We start from the raw sequence: 18,140 nt of genomic DNA on the forward strand, positions 1-18,140 counted from the left end.
CGCCAGACATCACCAGACATCGCCAGACCTCGCCCGACGTCGTCCGGCGGGGCGCGGGCCGGGGCCGGGCGGGAGACCATGGGGGACATGAGCGGGACACTCCTGACGGCGGCGGTGGCCGCCGCCGCCCTGGTCTGCGGCCTCGCCGTGCGCGAGCTGCGCGTCCCCGGCACCGCCCGGCGCGCGCTGGCCCGCGCCCGGGACGGGCGGGCGCGGGCCGCCGGGCTGCTGGCCGCCCTGCTGCTCGCCGGGCCCGGCTGGCGGGCGGCGGGGCCCGGGGCGCTCGCCTGGGTGGCGCTCGCGGGCGTCCTCGTCGCGGCGCTGCCGGGGATCGGGACGGGGAACGGGAAGGGCCCCGCCCTCCGCGCTCGCGCGCGGGGGACGGGGCCCGAGGGCTCCCGGGATCAGGAGTAGTAGCCGAAGAGGTCGGCGATGACGTGCACGGTCCCGGTGTTCGGACGGAAGTCGATCTTTCCGTTGACGACCGGGACGGTCACCAGGTTCGCCACGGTCTGCCCGGTGGTCCAGTTGATGTTGGACGCGTTGGGCAGGGCGGTGCCGTCGGGCCAGACCGTCAGGAAGCCGCCCGCGGTGGGAGCGGTGACGGTCACGTTGAGCACGACCGCCTTGGCGTTCTTCAGGGTGTGGCCGTCGTTCAGGTCGAGGACCTGGGTGACGCCGCCCTTCATCGGGTTGGCGTTGGCCGCGCCGAGGGCCGAGCGGGTGTCGAGCAGCCGGGCCGGTCCGGCGGAGTGGAAGCTCGCGCCGTCCGTGCCGGGGGTGTAGTAGCCGAAGACGTCGGCGATGAAGTGCACGGTGCCGGAGCCGGCGTTGTACAGGTTCACCTTGCCGTCGGCGCCGATCGGCAGGACGACCATGTTGGGCCGCGTCTGGCCGGCCAGCCAGTTGATGTTCGACGCGGTCGGGCGGGTCGAACCGCTCGGGTACGTGATGAGGTGCCCGTCCGACTTCGGCGCGGTCGCCGTCACGTTGAGGACCACCGCGGTGGCGCCGGTGGCCGGCACGCCGCCCTGGCCCGCGACCGTCAGGCTGACGGTGCCCTTGCCGGCGACCGGCGTGGTGCCGGGGACGCCGATGGCGGAGCGGGTGTCGAGGATGCGGGCCGGACCGGTCGGCAGGTAGGTGCCGCCGCCGGGCGCCGCGGAGAAGTAGCCGGAGACGTCGGCGATGAAGTGGGTCGTGCCGCCGCCCGCGTTGAACAGGGAGACCGTGCCGTCCTTGCCGACCGGGACGGTCACCAGGTTCGGGACGACCTGGCCCTTCAGCCAGTTCATGTTGGACGAGGCCGGGCGGGTGGTGCCGGTCGGGTACGCGATGAGGAAGCCGGCGGCGCTGGGGTTGACGGCCGTGACGTTCATGACCACGGAGGTCACACCGGTCGTCGGGACGCCGCCGACGCCGGCGACCTTCAGCTTGACGGTGCCGTTGGCGGCGACCGGCGTGGTGCCGGCGCGGCCGACGCCGTAGCGGGTGTCGAGGATCCGGGCCGGGCTCAGCGCGTTGAACGTGGTGGCCGGGGTCGGCGCGACGGCCTGGCACAGACCGCTGACGATGGCGCGCCCGTTCGGCGTGCCGAGGCCGGTGGCGAGGTCGTAGCCGGGGCCTGCCTTGTAGAGGTCGCCCGTGTAGCCGGACTGGAGCACCGCGTTGTCGCCGGTGGTGACGTCGCGGAAGGCGTTCGCCGGCAGCTTGTACAGCGCCGGGTGGACGTAGCCCACGGGGCCGTTGGCCTGGCAGGCGAGGTCCTGGTTGGCCTGGCCGAGGAGCGCCGCCCAGACGGGGGCCGCGCCGCTGGTGCCGCCGATGACGTTCCAGTACTCGCCGGCGCCGTACGCGACGGGGTAGCCGGTGGTGTAGTCGCCGACGCCCGCGACGTCCGGGACCTGGCGGCAGCTGCCGGTCGCGGCCTTGCAGGCGTCGGAGTAGCCGGCGCCGCGTACGCCCGCCTGGAAGCCGTCGGCCGCGACGCCGTAGCGGGTCGAGACGCCGCCGCCCGAGCCCACCCAGGTGGTCTGGTTCCCGACGGAGCCGCGCATCGTGGTGCCGCCGACGCTCAGGACGTACGGCGAGGAGGACGGGAAGTCGACGGCGAGCTTGTCCTGGTTGAGGACGCCCGAGGACGGGTTTCCGTAGTCGTCCGGGACGAAGCAGCCGGTCGAGCCACTGTCACCGGAGGCGACGACGATCGTCTGGCCCTGGGCCGCGGCCTGCTGGAAGACCAGGTTCTCGGCGTCCTGCGCGGAGGTAGGCGTGTTCAGCTCGCACAGGCCCCAGCTCACCGAGATGACCTTGGCGCGGTTCTCGGTGACCATCTGGCGGTAGACGGCGGTGCCGTCGTTCCAGGTGTTGGGGCCCTGGTAGACGAGGATCTTGGACTGGGGCGCCTGACCGATGATGGTCTGGACGTCCAGCGCGGTCTCCAGACCGACGCCGTTGGTGGGGGTCACCGGCACGGTCGGGCCGCCGTTGACCTTCACCGGGGTGACCGGCACCTTGGTGCCGAAGCAGCGCTGGAACTCCGCGTTGTCCCGGGGATCGTAGTTCTCCAGGGAGTACACGGCGATCGTGCTGCCGGTCTGCACGTTCGGCTGGTTCGCCATGTTGTACTGCGTGGCGAGCGAGCGAGGCGCCCAGTAGTCCTGGGTGTCGTACAGCGCCGGGGAGTTCGGGAACTCCGTCGCGTACAGGTTCTTGACGTCGGCGCACATCGCCGGCGTGGTGCCGGTCAGCCGGGGCTGGGGGCCGGTCTGCGCGGCACCCGCCCGCTCGGTGCCCTTCTGGCGGGCCTTGGCCTTGGCACCGGTGTTGCGGGGCTTGTACGAGCCCAGCGTGCTCAGGCCGACGACCGTGCGGACCTCGCGGGCTATCCGGCCGTCGAGGGCCGGGGCGGCGGTGTTGGTGACGCCGGTGGTGCCGTCCGTCAGCCGGTAGCCGTCGAAGTCGGTGCGGAAGGCCTCGCCGGCCCCCTCGACGGTCGTCCGCACCGGCAGCGTGAGGCCGTCGGCCGCCAGCTCGCCGACGGTCAGGCCCTGCGCCTCCAGCTCCGCGCGCACGCGGGCGACGGTGGCCGGCTCGGCGCCGAAGACCTTCGCGAACTCGCCCGTGCCGAGGTACTGGCGGTAGCGCGGGGACCCGGGTGTGGAGACCTCGGCGACGAAGCGCTGGAGGGCGGCCGGGTCACGCGGCTCCAGGACGACGCTCAGGTCGAGCGGCTTGCCGGGGGCGGGGTCGGCCGTGCGGACGGCGCCCTGCGGCACCCGCGGCGCTGCGCCGACCCGCTGCGGGCCCGGGTCGCCCGCGGCGGGGGCCGCCGTCGCGGTGGCCGGGACTGCCGCCGTGGCGACGGCCAGGGCGGCGACGGTGGCCGCACCCCATCTGAATGCCTTCTCACGGGCGGTTCGGCCCATGCACACGCTCCCTTTCACGTTCCGCGTCGCGGGGCCGCGCGGGCAGGGAGCGGCCCGGGAAGGAGAGGTGATGTGCCGGTGCTCCGGCCGTGGCGTACCGATGCCGTCGGCCGGGCCGCGTAGGTCCCCCCGGTGCCGTTCCCGCGCACATGTCACGCGCCGGTGCGACGACCAGAAGTGAAGATGTATCAGTCCCGCACTCGTGTTCGGTGCGGCGGGGTGGGCATTTTTACCGGACCGTGATCATGGTGCAGGTTTTCGGCCGTAAGTTACCCGTCGGTTTCTCGTGACTTCGCGAGAACCCCCCAGTAGAACGTGTTCCCATTCGCTCAAGAGTGAGGGGCATCACGTGAGTGACACACCCATTCCGGCCTCGCCTTCCGGAGGCCTCACCCGCCGCCGGTTCGTCAGTGGAACCGGTTCCCTTATCGGTGGCCTCGCCCTCGCCGGGCAGGTCGCCGCCACGAGCGCCGCCACCCCGGCGGGCGCCGCCGAGCTCGCCGTCGAATCCGCTCCCATCCCGAACGGCTCCCGTGTCCCCGTCCTCGTCGTCGGCAGCGGCTACGGCGGTTCCGTCGCCGCGCTCCGGCTCGCGCAGGCGGGCATCGACGTCCACATGGTGGAGATGGGGATGGCCTGGGACACGGCCGGCCCCGACGGGAACATCTTCGCCAACACCACCAAGCCGGACTACCGCTCCTTCTGGCTGCGCACCCGCACCAAGCAGCCCCTCAGCAACTTCCTGGGCTTCCCGCTCGACAAGGACGTACCCCGCTACACCGGCATCCTCGACGCCGAGGACTTCGCCGGCATCACCGTCTACCAGGGCCGCGGCGTCGGCGGCGGCTCGCTCGTGAACGGCGGCATGGCCGTCACCCCGCGCCGGGAGCTCTTCCCGGGCATCCTCCCGACCGTCGACCCGGCCGAGATGTACGGCACGTACTACCCGCGCGCCAACGCCGGACTCGGCGTCACCGCGGTGGACAAGTCCTGGTGGGAGAGCGCCGACTGCTACCAGTACGCGCGCGTCGGCCGCAAGCACGCCGAACGCTCCGGCTTCCCCTTCGTCTTCGTGCCCAACGTCTACGACTGGGACTACATGAAGCAGGAGGCCATCGGCAGCGTGCCCAAGTCCGCGCTCGTGGGCGAGGTCATCTACGGCAACAACCACGGCAAGAAGAGCCTCCAGAAGTCCTACCTGGCCCGCGCCGCCGAGACCGGCCGGGTCGACATCTCCCCGCTCCACCGGGTCACCACCGTCACCCCCGCGGCGGGCGGCGGCTACACCGTCGTCATGGAGCGGATCGACAACGCGGGCAACGTCGTCGAGACCAAGTCCGTCACCGCTGGCCGGGTCTTCTTCGCCGCCGGCAGCGTCGGCACCAGCAAGCTGCTCACCAAGCTGAAGGCCACCGGCGCCCTGCCCGCCCTGAACGACCGGATCGGCAAGAACTGGGGCGACAACGGCAACGTCATGTGCGGCCGGGCCAACCACATGTGGGACGCCACCGGAAAGCTCCAGTCCTCGATGCCGACCGCCGGCATCGACAACTGGGACGCGGGCGGCGCCTTCGCCGAGGTCGCCCCGCTGCCCACCGGCATCGAGACCTACGCGTCCTTCTACCTGTCCATCACCAAGACCCCGTACCGCGCCGAGTTCAGCTGGAACGCGGCCGCCGGGCGCGTCGACCTCAACTGGGACCGGGCCTGGAAGCAGACCTCCATCGACGCGGCGAAGACCATCTTCGACAAGATCAACGCCAAGGAGGGGACGATCTACCGCACCGACCTCTTCGGTGCCTACAAGATCTGGGGCGACCACCTCACGTACCACCCGCTCGGCGGCGCCGTTCTCGGCGAGGCCACCGACAACTACGGGCGGCTGCACGGCTACGACGGCCTGTACGTGATCGACGGCGCCCTCATCCCGGGCAGCACCACCGTCAACCCCTTCGTGACCATCACCGCGCTGGCCGAGCGCAACATCGAGAAGATCATCGCCACCGACCTGTGACCGGGCCGACGCGAGGGGGCCGACGCGAGGGGGCCGGCCGGGCACGCAGCCCGGCCGGCCCCCTCGGCGTTCCCGGCCGCTCAGTGGGTCGGCAGCACGCAGACCGTGTCGAGCCCCAGCACCCGGTTGAGCCGCCCGAACGCCAGCCACGAACCCAGGCTCATCGTCAGCTCCACGATCTCCACCTGGCTGTACGCGCCCGTCATCCGCGCCCAGAACTCCTCGTCCAGCCCGTGGTGGTCCAGCGCGTACCGCTCCGCGTACTCGGCGGCCAGCCGGGTGCGCTCGTCGAAGGTGTCGGTGGTCCGCCAGGCCTCGACCGCCTCCGCGAACTCCTCCTCGACCTTCTCGCCGTCCCGGTCGGTCCGCCAGTCCAGGCAGAACCGGCAGCCGTTGATCTGCGCGATCCGCAGCCTGGCCGCCTCGAACTCGCGCAGCCCGAGGGTCGTGTGGGCGTACACGGACAGCGAGAAGTTCGCCGCCGCCATCCCGATCCCCGGCACCATGTCGCCCCACACGTAGCCGATGGGCTCCTGGCCCTCGGGGATGTCGATGATCACCGTGTTCTCCTTCCCAGTCGTCCGACCGCCGGCCGCAGCGGCACGTCCAGCGCGTCGTACAGTCCCGGCTCCGCCGCCACGAGCCAGTCGATCGCCCCCACCAGCCGGCCCACGGCCGTGGCGTTGCCGCCCGCGGAACGGTTCTCGCCCTCGTCCGTCGCCTCGACCGTGACCTCGATCCGGGGCCGGCCCTCGACGATCACCCGGTGCGCCCCCGAGCCGTCCGGCGGCACCGGCCAGTCCGGGGCGCAGTCCGGGTGGATCCGGGTCACGTGCTCGATGACCAGCCGCGGCTCGCCGTCCACGATCCCCTGCACCTCGAAGCGGACCGCGCCCTGGGTGCCCGCCGCGAACTCGCCCATCGTCCGGGTCCGCACGGTGGCCTCCAGCGGGCGCCGCTGGAGCGTCTCGCGGATCTCCTCCAGCTCCACGCCGAGCGCCCGCGCCATCAGCCGGAGCTGTCCGCCCCACACCATCGTGGGCACCGAGGGCAGCAGCATCGGCGGCTCGTAGTCCATGGGCTGCCCCATGCCGACGAGATAGCGGACGGACTCCTCCTGCTCGTACGTCGAGTAGTCGAAGACCTCCTGGCAGCGGATCGCGTCCACCGTGCTGCCGAGCCCGCTGACCAGCAGCGGCAGCACGTCGTTGCCCCAGCCCGGGTCGACGCCGGAGGCGAACAGCGAGCCGCCGCCCTCCTTCACCGCCGCCAGGACCGGCTCGCGGAACTCGTCGGGCGCGCCCCGCGGGTCGTACAGCGGGTACAGCGCCGGTGTCACCACCACCGCGCCCGCCCGTACCGCCCGTACGACGTCGGCGAGCGCCTCGTCGGGGCGCATGTCACCGGAGGCCGCGTACACCACGGCGCCCGGTGCCTGCGCGAGGACCGCCTCGACGTCGTCCCGGGCGATGACGCCCAGGTCGTGCCCGAGCCCGGCGAGCCGGCCGGCGTCGCGGCCGACCTTCTCCGGGTTGGCGACGAGGACGGCCGAGAGTTCGAGCTCCGGATGGGCCGCGACGGCACGGATGGCCGCCCGCCCGACATTTCCGGTTCCCCACACCACCGTCGGAATCATGCGCGGAGGGTAGCGCCGGGGGTGCGAGGTTCCCAGAGCCGCGACGCCATTTGCTGACGGTGTATCAGATTTGCTGGCGCCGGCCGTCCCCGGCATAGCCGCGCGGGTCCTCCCGGGCGAGCCTCCGCAGTGCCGAGGCCGCCCGCTCGCGCGGCTCGCCGCCGTCCTCCGGCAGCCGCCAGACCAGGACGTCTTCCTCCTCGCCCGCCGGGACCCCGAGCCACACCACCGTGGTGTACGGGTCGCGGGTGGCGAGCCCGGCGCCCAGGAGCCGCGCGCCCCAGCGGGCCAGCACCTCCGGCTCCCGGCGCAGCCCGGCCGCCAGCAGCCGGCCCGTCTCCCGGGCCGGCCAGGACCAGCCGTCCTCGCGGCCCGCGCGGGCGAGCTCCGCGTCGTAGGCGACGGCGTCGAAGCGGTACGGGGGAAGGGGCGGCGGCGTCTCGCCGCCGGGCAGCACGGCGGGGCGCGACCAGTCCCGCCACACCACCTCGTCGCCCTCGCGCGCGACGGTGACGCGCAGCGCCCCGCAGCACCCCTCGGTGCACCAGGCCTCGGCGAGCGGCACCTGCCGGGGCTCCCCGGTCGCGACCAGCGCCCCGGTGTCGAGCAGCTCCTCGGGGGAGAGGCCCGCGCCGCGCCGGAACGCCTCCGGCACGAGTGGCCGGCCGTCGATCAGGAACCGGGTCTCGACGCCCTGCCGGTCCACCGGGTCGTGGGCGGCCACCTCGATCCGCAGCCGCGGGGGAGCGGCCGGGCGCGGGGCGAAGAGACGTTCCGCCGTGGCGCGCAGCCAGGCCGCGCGGTGCCGCTCCTCGGGCGGCGCGGACGCCTGGAGCCGGTCGGGAACGGCGGCCCACTCGGGCGAGGTGAGCAGCGCGCCGAGCGCGTCCAGGAGCTGTTCGCGGCGTCCTTCCCGCCAGGGCAGCAGATGGGCGGGCCCGCTGTGCAACTCCTGGGCGAGCGCGAGCAGCAGGGCCGCCCGCTCGACCGTCGGCGGCAGCGAGCAGCCCCGCCGGACGACGGTCTCGACCACCTCGGCGGCGTCGGCGTAGCGCAGCAGCTCGCAGGTGTAGTCGCGCGGCAGGCCCATCCGGACGATCAGTCGCCCGGCGTGCGCGAGGACCCTCGGGTCGACGTGCGGGGCGCGCGACAGCGCGGCCAGGCCGACCGCCTCGGCGATGCTCCGGGCGACATTCGGGGCCTGCTCGCGGCGGCCGGGCGGCTGCTCAGCGAACGCCGTCGCGACGGCGCGCGGATCGCCGGAGGCGAGCGCGTCGACGAGGGCGCGGTGCGTGGTCCGGGCCGGGCCGGAGGCGAGCCGCAGCAGGGCGGCGGCGCGCACGTCGAGGCGCTCCAGCGCGGCCACGGCGGGATGGGTGAGCCCTTCCAGCAGGCCCAGCGCGCTTAGATACGGGACGTCCTCGGGCTCGCCCAGCCGTCGCAGCAGGCCGATGCCGACCAGGACGCTCCGTGTCTCGGGCGCCGTGCGCACCAGTCGGCGGGCCAGCGCCCGGGCGGTGGGCTCGTCGGGCAGGGGGACATCGGCGACGGCCGCGGACAGGGTCGTGGCCTCGGCCGACAGCGCGGCCAGGCGGGCGCGCAGGACGCGGACGGTACGGTCGGGAGGGGCGGGAGAGGTGGCTGCCGCGGGTGCGGCCGGGGCGGCGCGGTCCGGGCCGGGTGGCGCGAGGGCGGGTGCCAGGGCCGCCAGGACGGCGGCCCGTTCCTCCTCGTACGTCGGCTCCTCGGCGTCGTCCGGTGGTTCGGGGCCGTCCGGCCCGCCGGCCCCGTCCGGGGGCTCGTAGCGGTGCTCGGGAAGGCGCCCGCCCGGCTCTGTGTCGAGCCGGGCGCGTACGTAGGCGTGGAGGGAGAGGGGGGCGGGCCGGGGGGTGAGCGTGGCGCGCTCGTCCGGGGCGCTCACCGGGCTGAGGTGTACTCGATTCCGTCGATCATGCTTCCGATGCTGCCCCACGGGCAGCCGGTCCGTCCAGTCCCTTCGGCCCTAACCGGCGGTGCCAGGGGTCCCGTTGGTCCCGTCGGTGCCGGTCCCGGTCAGCCGCAGGGTCACGAACGGCACGGTGTCGCCCGGCAGGACGTACCGCTCGGTCTCCACGAAGCCCCGGGCCAGCGCGAAGCGCAGCCCCTCCTCGTTGCTCGCGAGGACGACGGTCTCGACGCCCGCGTCGCTCAGCGTCCGGGCGTGCGCGAGGCCGTGCGCGTACAGGGCCGTCCCGTAGCCGCGCCCCCGGTACTCGGGCAGCACGCGCGCGATGACGGTGGCCGCCGGGGTCTCGTCGTCGGGCGGGCGGACGGTGGAGCAGCCGACGGCGACGCCGTCCGCGTAGACGACGTCGAGCCGGTTGCGGCCCGCCCGTGCGCGGACGTCCTCGGGGGAGAGCGGGGCGGTCGGGATGATCGCGTTGTGGATCAGCCGCCAGTCCTCCAGGAGCGCGGGCGCGGTGCCGGCGGGGTTCGCGGGCCCGGCCGTCTCGAAGCGAAGATCGTTCATGGGCGCAGGAAACCGTGCGCGTCCCGCGCGGTCAACTGCTTTGCCGGCCTGGCCCGGACGGGTGAGGGGCTCCGGCGGGGCGACAGGGACGCGGCCGACCGGGTACGGATGCCCGCATTGCCCCGATCTCGGAGGTGGCCCGACCCATGCCCGTCCGCAAGGGCACCGCAACGGTGCTGACCTGTGCCCTGTCCGCGGCCCTGGTGCTGACCGGCTGCTCCGCCGGACGCTCCCCGGCCCCGGCGCCGCCCGCCGCCCAGGACCGGCACGACGGGCGGGACGGGGGCGCGGGCCCCGGCGCCGCGAGCACCGCGCCGCCGCAGCGGCCGGCCCGGATCCCGGGCACCGGGCCCGTGACGTACGCCCGCGTCCCGGACGGCACGAGCCAGGTCCTCGTGGTGAGCGGCGACGGCCCCGACGGCAACGTGGTGACCGCCGTCCTCCACGAGCGCGACGGGCGGGGCGGCTGGCGCACGGCGGGCGGGCCCTGGTCGGGGCACAATGCCCTGCGCGGCTGGACCGACGCCCACGTCGCCGGGGACCTGCGCTCGCCCACCGGGGTCTTCCGGCTCGGCGACGCGGGCGGCCGGCTGCCGGACCCGGGCGCCCGGATCCCGTACGACCAGGACGAGGAGTTCGCCGTCTCGGGCACGGGCTTCCTCGGCGAGTCCCTGGAGGGCTCCTTCGACTACGTCGTCGCCATCGACTACAACCGGGTGTCCGGGACCACCCCGCTGAACAAGGAGCGCCCGCTGGGCCCGGAGCGGGGCGGCGGGGTGTGGATCCACGTCGACCACGGCGGCCCCACCCAGGCCTGCGTCTCGCTGCCGCGCGACGACATGGCCGCCCTCCTGCGCGCCCTCGACCCCGCGCGCGAGCCGGTGGTGGTGATGGGGCCCTCCGCCGAACTCGCGCGCTGAGGGGCGCGAGCGCGGGCGCCGGCTCAGGACCCCGCCGCCCGCAGCGGTGCCGTGTGGGCGCGGATCTGGTCCGGGGTCAGGTAGGCGTCCGTGTACTCGAAGTCCCGCAGGGTGCCCGACTTCGAGGAGAGGAAGCCGGTCCGTACGAAGTCGTCGCCGGCGATCGCGTTCAGCAGCCAGTTGGTCATCACCCGGGTCTTGGCGACGTTGGTGCGCAGCGCCGCCCAGTGGTAGGCGCGGGCCACCGCCTGGGCCGGGACGCCGTGCAGTTCGACGCCGAGCGGCTTGGACACGCCGTCGAGGCCGCCCAGGTCGACGACCAGGCCCAGGTCCTTGTGGACGTACGGACGGGTGGCCTCGCCCCGCAGCGCCGCCACCAGGTTGTCGGCGACCGCCTTGCCCTGCCGCATGGCGTGCTGCGCGGTGGGCGGGCAGATCGCGTCCGCCTCGCCCTTGGCGAGGTCCGGCACCGCCGCCGCGTCGCCGAGCGCCCACACGCCGTCCAGGCCCGGCACCGCCATATCGGATCCGACCACGAGCCGGCCGCGCAGCGTCTCGGCGCCGAGGGTGCCGATGAGCGGGCTCGCGGTGACGCCCGCCGTCCAGATGAGGGTGCGGCAGGGCAGCACGCGTCCGTCGGTGAGGGTGACGTTCTCGTCGTCCACGGAGGCCACCGACACCCCCAGGGAGACCTCGATCCCGCGCTTGCGCAGGATCTCCAGGGCGGCGCCGCCCAGCTTGGGGCCGAGCTCCGGCATGAGCGTGGGCGCGATGTCCACCAGGTGCCACCGGATGAGCCTCGGGTCGAGGCGCGGGTAGCGCTTGACCGCGTTGCGGGTGAGCAGTTGGAGGCAGGCGGCCGTCTCGGTGCCCGCGTAGCCGCCGCCGACCACCACGAAGCACAGCCGGGCCGCCCGCTCGTCCTCGTCCTGGCTCGCGTCGGCGAGGTCCAGCTGGGCGATGACGTGGTCGCGGATGTACGCGGCCTCGGCGAGCGTCTTCATGCCCCGGGCGTGGTCGGCGAGCCCCGGGATGTCGAAGCCGCGGGTCACGCTGCCGGGCGCCAGCACCAGGTGGTCGTACGGCTCCGTCCGCAGCTCGCCCGAGATCGTGCGCACCACGACCGCCTTGGCGGCCGGGTCCACGCCGATCGCGCCGCCCGGGATGATCCGGGTCCGGTGCCGCTCGCTGCGGCGCAGCGACAGGGCCACCGACTGCGGGGTGAGCACACCGGAGGCGACCTGCGGCAGCAGCGGCAGGTACAGCTGGTACGAGAAGGGGGACAGCAGCGAGATCGCCGCCTCCCGCGCGGTCAGCCGCCGTTCCAGCCGCCTTACGCAGCCGACTCCCGCGAAACCGGCGCCCACCACGAGGATCCTCGGTCGAGACACGATGTCAGCCCGCCCTTCCGCGTTCCTGGCCGTCGACGGCCCTTGAGACCTGCCTCACCGTAACCGGGGATAAGGTGATGAAAGTATCCGTATCGTCCGAATGAGTGGCGAACGGGTGCGACTCGCCCGGGGGTGTGGCTGAGTGGGAGCATGTGGCAGTTCTTCGCGGACAATCCCTGGTTCACGCTGTTCCTCGTCATCGCCGCCGGCTCCCTCTTCGGCATGGTCCGTTTCGGACCGGTCAGGCTCGGTGCCGCCGGGGTGCTCTTCATCGGGCTGCTGGTCGGCGCCCTCGACCCGGACATCGGCCCCGCCGTGCCCGCGGGGCTGGCCGTCTTCGGCCTCGCGCTGTACGTGTACACGGTCGGCCTGGAGGCGGGACCCGCCTTCTTCCGGGAGCTGCGCCCCCAGCTCGCCGTGATGACCGGCGCGATCCTCGCGCTCGTCGTCACGGCGGTCGCGGTGGGCCTGCTCGGCAACAAGGTCTTCGACATCCCGGGCAGCTACCTGGCCGGCGGCTACGCCGGCATCGGCACCACCACCCCCGGCCTGGCCGCCGCCCAGGCGTCCTCCGCCGAGCCCACCGAACCGGCCACCGGCTACGCCATCGGCTATCCGCTCGCCGTCGTGCTCACCATCCTGTTCGTCGCGGGCATCGCCGCCGTCCGATCCTGGCCCGGCCGCCGCGACCCCGGCACCGGGCTGCCCGAGCGGCTCGTCACCCGTACGGTCACGGTCGACCGGGCGGCGCGCTGGGACGAGGTCCCCGGCGTCGCCGACGGACAGCTGCTGGCCAGCGTCCACCAGCCCGCCGGCGGGCCCCCGGGGGTCGCCGAGGGGCTGACCGCGCTCGCCCCGGGCGACCGGGTCGTCCTGGTCGGCGGCCCCGAGGCCGTCGAGGCGGGCACCGCCGCGCTCGGCCGGGAGGCCCCCCACCACCTGCTGGAACGCCGCGACGTCGTCGACTACCGCCGCATCCTGCTGACCAACCCCGACCTGGCCGGGCGCACCGTCGGCGAACTCGGCCTCGCGGACCGCTTCGGGGCGATGGCGACCCGGGTCCGCCGAGGCGACCAGGACCTCCTCGCCCACGACGACCTGCTGCTCCAGCTCGACGACCGGGTCCGGGTGGTCATGCCGCGCGAGCGCACCCCCGAGGTCACCGGCTACCTCGGCGACACCGAGGCCAAGGTGAGCGAGGTCAGCGCCGTCAGCATGGGCATCGGCCTCGCCGCCGGCTTCCTCATCGGCATCCCCAAGCTCACCCTCGGCTCCACCACCCTGTCCCTCGGCACCGCCGCCGGGCCGCTGGTGATGGCGATGATCCTGGGGCGGCTGCGGCGCACCGGCCCCCTGGTGTGGGTGCTGCCCACCCGCGCCAACCTGACCCTGCGCCAGATCGGCCTGCTGGTCTTCCTCGCCTGCGTCGGCCTCACCTCCGGCTACGCCTTCCGGCGCGACGCCTTCTCGGTGTTCGGCCTGAAACTGCTGCTGGTCCTGCTGGTCAGCGCCGTCCTGAGCTACGCCCTGATGGTGCTGGTGGCCCGGCTGCTGGGCCAGAGCCGCCCCCGGACCATGGGCCTGCTGGCCGGCTACGTCGGAAACCCCGCCATCACGGCGTACGCGAACAGCAGGGTCTCCGACAGCAGGGTGAACACCGGCTACGCGACGCTCTTCGCCCTCGCGATCCTGGTGAAGATCGTCTGCATCCAGCTCATCGTCGGACTGTGACGGGCCAGGCGTCCGGCGCGCGGCTCATCCGCTGACGCTGGGCGCCCCCGTCTCGATGTGGCCGGTGTACCGCCGCGACCAGGTGCCGTCGGAGTCGGCCAGGATCGTGAAGTCGTACCAGCCGTCGCTGTACGCCACGGCGTTGAAGTAGTCCTCGCGGGAGGAGTTCGCCGGGACCGTGTACGTCCAGGGGCCGTCCGTGCGGTAGGCGTTGGGGCGGACGGTGAAGGTGACCGGTGAGCCGGACGCGTTGGTCATCCTGAACCAGATCGCGGTCTTGCCGGTGCCGGACTCGACGGCGAACCGGGCCGCCACCTCGATGTCCTTGCCCGCCTTCGAGGCGTCGCCGATGAAGCGGCGCAGGAAGCGGTTGGGGCCCATCATCGAGATGTCGTACTTCCCCGAGCCCGAGCCGAGCCCGATGTTGAAGTAGTCGCTCGCCGTGCCGCCGGGGTCCACGGTGTACTGCCAGGCGGCGGTGTCCCGGTACTGGTGCGGGTGGATCGAGAAGTGCGCGGGGCGGCGCGCCTCGGTGCCCTGGTTGGTCATCGAGAACCAGGCCAGGATCTTCCCGGCGGCGCCGAACTCGAAGCGGTCGAGATTGCCGTTGACCTGGTACGGGACCGCCCGCGCGGGACGCGTCCCCGGCTCCTGCGGCGGCAGTGCGTTGTCCTGGGGGACCGGGTTGGGCAGCGGGCCGCAGGTGGACTGGCCGATGACCTTGGCGGTGGAGGGGAGGTTCGCGGGGACGCCGTACACCGGGCGGGCGAAGTCGAAGACGCCGGTCAGGTCGCCGACCACCTTGCGGCGCCAGGCACTGATGTTGGGGCAGGCGGCCGGGGTGCCGAGGGCCGCCGTCCAGGTCTCCATGAAGCGGAGCACGGAGGTGTGGTCGAAGACCTCGGAGCTGACCCAGCCGCCTCGGGTCCACGGGGACATGACGATCATCGGGACCCGGAAGCCGAGACCGACCGGTATCCCGTCGATGTACTCGCCGGGGGTCCCGGGCGGGGCGACCGGCGGCGGCACGTGGTCGAAGAAGCCGTCGTTCTCGTCGTAGTTGAGGAAGAGCACCGTCGAGTCGAAGACCTCGGGGTTCGCGGCCAGCGCCCGGTACACCAGGTCCACGAAGTGGGCGCCGTCGCCGGGCGGGGCGTACGGGTGCTCCGAGAACGCCTCGTTGGCGACCACCCAGGAGACCTGCGGCAGGGTGCCGGCGACGACGTCCGCGCGGATGGCGGCCGCGATGTCGTCCGGGGTCGAGCCGGTGACCTTCGGGACCGAGCCCATGCCCCGGTCGTACAGCGGGTCGCCGGGCTTGGCGTCGGTGAACCTCTTGAAGTACGCGAGCCCGTTGTCGCCGTAGTTGTCCTGCGCGTTCTGGTAGACCTTCCAGCTCATCCCGGCGCGCTGGAGCGCCTCCGCGTACGTCTCCCAGGTCAGCCCCGACTCGTCGCCGCCGTCCTTGCTGGAGGCGTCGACCTTGCCGCTCCACAGGAAGGTGCGGTTGGGGCCGGTGGCGCTGAGCGTCGAGCAGAAGTAGGCGTCGCAGATGGTGTAGTTGTCGGCGAGCCCGTAATGGAACGGGATGTCGCCGCGGTCCAGGTGGCCCAGGGTGCGGGTGTTGCCGACGCCGGTGACCCAGTTGTCCATCCGGCCCTTGTTCCAGGCGGCGTGCTGCGAGGACCAGCTGTGCGGCAGGTCGCCGTTGCACTGCGCCAGCGTCTCGCCGTCCACGCCGCCGGCCGGGGGAGTCGCGCTCAGCTTCCAGGGGTACTGACGGCCGCCCCAGTTGGGCTGGTTGAACATGCCCCAGCCGCCCGGGATGTTCCCGGCGGCCCGGTCGCCGAAGCCCCGGACCCCGCGCAGCCGCCCGAAGTAGTGGTCGAAGCTGCGGTTCTCCTGCATGAGGATCACCACGTGCTTCACGTCGGTGATCGTCCCGGTGGCCGCCGCGGCGGCGGCCGACACGGCCTCCCCGGCGGAGGCCGAGGCCGGCCCGGCAGGCAACGCGGCCCCAGCGGCGAGCCCCGCACCGATCCCGACGAACCCTCTGCGGCTGATGGGAAGCATGCCCCGCCCCTCATGTCACGGCATGCCCTGGTGGCACGCCGAGGACAGGATGGAGGACCGAGCCCCAAAGGTATACGGCCGTGCAGTAATCGATTGGTTAACTTACGGAGGACGGTAGGGGGTAGGGATGGTGGCGCCTGTTGATTGGTCCACATTCGAACCAATGCGAGGGTAGTGGCGTCGTGAGGGTCTCGTGCGGCGGCGGCGTGGCGGCGACCGGCGCGGGCGCTCCGGACGGCTCGGCCGCGCGCTGTCGGCGCCGTGGGTCACAATCGACGGCATGAGCGAGACGACCGAGACCGGCACCGACCCCGCCGCCACCGACCCCCACCAGTGGCTGGAGGAGGTCGAGGGCGACCGCGCCCTCGCCTGGGTCCGCGAGCGGAACGCCGAGACCCACGCCGAGCTCGCCGGCGGCGAAGGCTTCGACGCCCTCGTCGCCGAGCTCCGCGAGGTCCTCGACGCGCCCGACCGCATCCCCTACACCCGCCGCCGCGGCCCCCACCTCTACAACTTCTGGCAGGGCGCCGGGCACACCCGGGGCGTCTGGCGCCGCACCACCCTGGAGGAGTACCGCACCGACGCGCCCGACTGGGACGTCCTGCTCGACCTCGACGCGCTCGCCGAGGCCGAGGGCGAGGACTGGACCTGGGCCGGCGCCCAGGTGCTGCGCCCCGGCCACCGGCGTGCCCTGCTGAGCCTCGCGCGCGGCGGCGGCGACGCCGTGGTCGTCCGCGAGTACGACCTGACGGACCGGGCCTTCGTCGCCGGCGGCTTCCGGCTGCCCGAGGCCAAGACGGACATCGGCTGGATCGACGAGGACCACGTCTTCGTCGGCACCGACCACGGCCCCGGCTCCCTCACCGCCTCCGGCTACCCGCGCACCGTCCGCCGCTGGCGCCGCGGCACCCCGCTCGACGCCGCCGAACCCGTCTACGAGGGCGTCGAGTCCGACCTCGGCGTCTCCGCCTGGCACGACCCGACCGAGGGGTACGCGCGCGACTTCGTCGTCCGCTACCGGGACTTCTGGCACCAGGAGACCCGGCTGCTCACCGAGGACGGCGAGCTCGTCCGCCTCGACGTCCCCGACGACGCCGACCGCTCCGTCCACCGCGACCGCCTCCTCGTCACCCCCAAGACCCCCTGGCTCGGCCGGCCCGCCGGCTCCCTGCTGGCCTTCGACTTCGGCGCCTTCCTCGCCGGGGACCGCGCGCACGAGGTGCTGTTCACGCCCGACGAGCGCACCGCTCTCGTCGGCCACTCCTGGACCCGCGACCACCTCATCGTCGAGACCCTCCAGGACGTCGCCAGCCGCCTCCACATCCTCACCCCGCCCACGGGCACCGGCTCCGGCACCGGCGCCTGGGAGCGCCGCGAGGCGACCGCGATCCCGCCGCTGGCCTCCGCCGCCGTCACCGACACCGACCCCGACTCCGGCGACGAGTACTTCCTCTCCGTCACCGGCCACCTCGTCCCGCCCTCCCTGCACCGCGGCGAGATCGGCCGCCCCGACGAGCTGATCAAGCAGGCCCCCGCCCGCTTCGACACCACCGGGCTCGACGCCCGCCAGTACTTCGCGACCTCCGCCGACGGCACCCGCGTCCCGTACACCGTCGTCGGACGCCACGGCGCCCTCCCCGGCCCCACCCTGCTCACCGGCTACGGCGGCTTCGAGATCTCCCTGACCCCGTCCTACGACTCGGTCCGGGGCCGGGCCTGGCTCGCCCGCGGCGGCACGTACGTGATCGCCGGCATCCGAGGAGGCGGCGAGTACGGCCCCCGCTGGCACCGCAGCGCCCTCAAGGCCGACCGGCCCCGCGCCTACGAGGACTTCGAGGCCGTCGCCCGCGACCTGGTCGCACGCGGCATCACCACCCCCGGGCGGCTCGGTATCACCGGCGGCAGCAACGGCGGGCTTCTCATGGGCGCCATGCTCGTCCGCAGCCCCGAGCTCTTCGGCGCGATCGTCGGCCACGTTCCGCTGCTCGACATGCTGCGCTTCCACCGGCTCCTCGCCGGCGCGAGCTGGATCGCGGAGTACGGCGACCCCGACGACCCGGCCGACCGGCCGCACCTCGCCGCGCTCTCCCCGTACCACCGGCTCGCCCCCGGCCGCCCCTACCCGCCCGTGCTGCTCACCACCTCGACCCGCGACGACCGCGTCCACCCCGGCCACGCCCGCAAGGCGACGGCCCGGCTGCGGGAGCTCGGCTACCGGGTGCTGCTGCACGAGACCCTGGCCGGCGGGCACGCCGGGGCCACGGACCACGAGCAGACCGCCTACAACAGCGCCCTGGAGCACACCTTCCTCTGGCGGACGCTGGGCTCCTGACGGGGCCGGACGGCTCCTGACGGGAGCGCCGGGACGTCGGGCGGGTGGGGCGGGGCGGGCGGGCGCGGCGGGGCGGACGCCGGGTGTCGGCGGCCCCCGCGTGGCC

At 73.9% G+C, this 18,140-nt stretch carries 12 protein-coding genes; 5 read left to right on the forward strand and 7 right to left on the reverse strand.

Going from position 1 to position 18,140, the window contains the following annotated elements:
* The first annotated feature begins 87 nt into the window (after nt 1-87).
* Nucleotides 88-414 carry a hypothetical protein gene (locus tag ACZ6J5_RS08495; protein ID WP_469389063.1) on the forward strand — a complete coding sequence of 109 codons (327 nt, stop codon included), beginning with the start codon at nt 88-90 and terminating at the stop codon, nt 412-414.
* Here the strand turns inward: ACZ6J5_RS08495 and ACZ6J5_RS08500 are convergent.
* Nucleotides 405-3,428, reverse strand: a complete 3,024-nt coding sequence (locus ACZ6J5_RS08500; RefSeq protein WP_469389065.1) for a S53 family peptidase — start codon at nt 3,426-3,428, stop codon at nt 405-407. The two genes, ACZ6J5_RS08495 and ACZ6J5_RS08500, sit on opposite strands and share 10 nt — an antisense overlap.
* 349 nt (nt 3,429-3,777) lie before the next feature.
* Between ACZ6J5_RS08500 and ACZ6J5_RS08505 the strand changes: the two genes are divergently transcribed.
* On the forward strand, nt 3,778-5,442 hold the full coding sequence (locus ACZ6J5_RS08505) for a GMC oxidoreductase (RefSeq protein WP_469389067.1): 1,665 nt from the start codon (nt 3,778-3,780) through the stop codon (nt 5,440-5,442).
* Between the two features lie 80 nt (nt 5,443-5,522).
* Here the strand turns inward: ACZ6J5_RS08505 and ACZ6J5_RS08510 are convergent, their stop codons facing one another.
* From ACZ6J5_RS08510 to ACZ6J5_RS08525, 4 genes are all read right to left on the reverse strand, one after another.
* Nucleotides 5,523-6,002 (reverse strand): carboxymuconolactone decarboxylase family protein, encoded by a 480-nt coding sequence (locus ACZ6J5_RS08510; protein WP_469389069.1) that lies wholly within the window; start codon nt 6,000-6,002, stop codon nt 5,523-5,525.
* Nucleotides 5,999-7,078, reverse strand: a complete 1,080-nt coding sequence (locus ACZ6J5_RS08515; RefSeq protein ID WP_469389070.1) for an NAD(P)H-dependent amine dehydrogenase family protein — start codon at nt 7,076-7,078, stop codon at nt 5,999-6,001. Before ACZ6J5_RS08515 ends, ACZ6J5_RS08510 begins: the two co-directional genes overlap by 4 nt.
* 64 nt (nt 7,079-7,142) lie before the next feature.
* Complete coding sequence (locus tag ACZ6J5_RS08520) at nt 7,143-8,999, reverse strand: hypothetical protein (RefSeq protein ID WP_469389072.1); 1,857 nt, start codon at nt 8,997-8,999, stop codon at nt 7,143-7,145.
* Between the two features lie 81 nt (nt 9,000-9,080).
* Nucleotides 9,081-9,587 carry a GNAT family N-acetyltransferase gene (locus ACZ6J5_RS08525; protein WP_469389074.1) on the reverse strand — a complete coding sequence of 169 codons (507 nt, stop codon included), beginning with the start codon at nt 9,585-9,587 and terminating at the stop codon, nt 9,081-9,083.
* 146 nt (nt 9,588-9,733) lie between these two features.
* On the opposite strand from ACZ6J5_RS08525, the gene ACZ6J5_RS08530 reads away from it, so the two are divergent.
* Nucleotides 9,734-10,507, forward strand: a complete 774-nt coding sequence (locus ACZ6J5_RS08530; protein ID WP_469389076.1) for a hypothetical protein — start codon at nt 9,734-9,736, stop codon at nt 10,505-10,507.
* 23 nt (nt 10,508-10,530) lie between these two features.
* On the opposite strand, the gene ACZ6J5_RS08535 is transcribed toward ACZ6J5_RS08530, so the two are convergent.
* Nucleotides 10,531-11,898, reverse strand: a complete 1,368-nt coding sequence (locus ACZ6J5_RS08535) for an NAD(P)/FAD-dependent oxidoreductase (protein WP_469389078.1) — start codon at nt 11,896-11,898, stop codon at nt 10,531-10,533.
* Between the two features lie 150 nt (nt 11,899-12,048).
* Between ACZ6J5_RS08535 and ACZ6J5_RS08540 the strand changes: the two genes are divergently transcribed.
* Nucleotides 12,049-13,629, forward strand: a complete 1,581-nt coding sequence (locus ACZ6J5_RS08540; protein WP_469389080.1) for an aspartate:alanine exchanger family transporter — start codon at nt 12,049-12,051, stop codon at nt 13,627-13,629.
* A gap of 24 nt (nt 13,630-13,653) precedes the next feature.
* Here ACZ6J5_RS08540 and ACZ6J5_RS08545 read toward each other — a convergent pair whose 3' ends face one another.
* On the reverse strand, nt 13,654-15,702 hold the full coding sequence (locus ACZ6J5_RS08545; protein ID WP_469389082.1) for a phosphocholine-specific phospholipase C: 2,049 nt from the start codon (nt 15,700-15,702) through the stop codon (nt 13,654-13,656).
* 280 nt (nt 15,703-15,982) lie between these two features.
* Between ACZ6J5_RS08545 and ACZ6J5_RS08550 the strand changes: the two genes are divergently transcribed.
* A complete protein-coding gene (locus tag ACZ6J5_RS08550) occupies nt 15,983-18,034 on the forward strand; it encodes a prolyl oligopeptidase family serine peptidase (protein WP_469389084.1) in 2,052 nt (683 codons plus the stop codon).
* Nucleotides 18,035-18,140 lie beyond the last annotated feature (106 nt).

This window comes from Streptomyces sp. NPDC042100 (assembly GCF_055582325.1).